Raw genomic sequence first — 281 nt, forward strand, 5'->3', positions numbered from 1 at the left:
GTTATGGGTTCGACTCCTATCGGGCGCGCTATTTTATTATTGATTATTTAACTACATACGGGAAGTAGCTCAGCTTGGTAGAGCACTTGGTTTGGGACCAAGGGGTCGCAGGTTCGAATCCTGTCTTCCCGACTTCTTTCTAAATACTTTGGGGGCTTAGCTCAGCTGGGAGAGCGCCTGCTTTGCACGCAGGAGGTCAGCGGTTCGATCCCGCTAGTCTCCACCATTTATATTTTACTCTTAATATGTAGATGAACATTGAAAACTGAATGACAATATGT

2 tRNA genes are annotated in these 281 nt (G+C 45.6%); both read left to right on the plus strand.

Features of this window, described 5'->3' with window-relative positions:
* The first annotated feature begins 58 nt into the window (after nucleotides 1–58).
* Nucleotides 59–132, plus strand: a tRNA-Pro gene (locus HMPREF3264_RS10675).
* 18 nt (nucleotides 133–150) lie between these two features.
* Nucleotides 151–226 (plus strand) — tRNA-Ala (locus HMPREF3264_RS10680).
* Nucleotides 227–281: the final 55 nt, after the last annotated feature.

The organism is Staphylococcus sp. HMSC62A08, assembly GCF_001839105.1.
In the GTDB taxonomy this organism is placed as follows: domain Bacteria; phylum Bacillota; class Bacilli; order Staphylococcales; family Staphylococcaceae; genus Staphylococcus; species Staphylococcus caprae.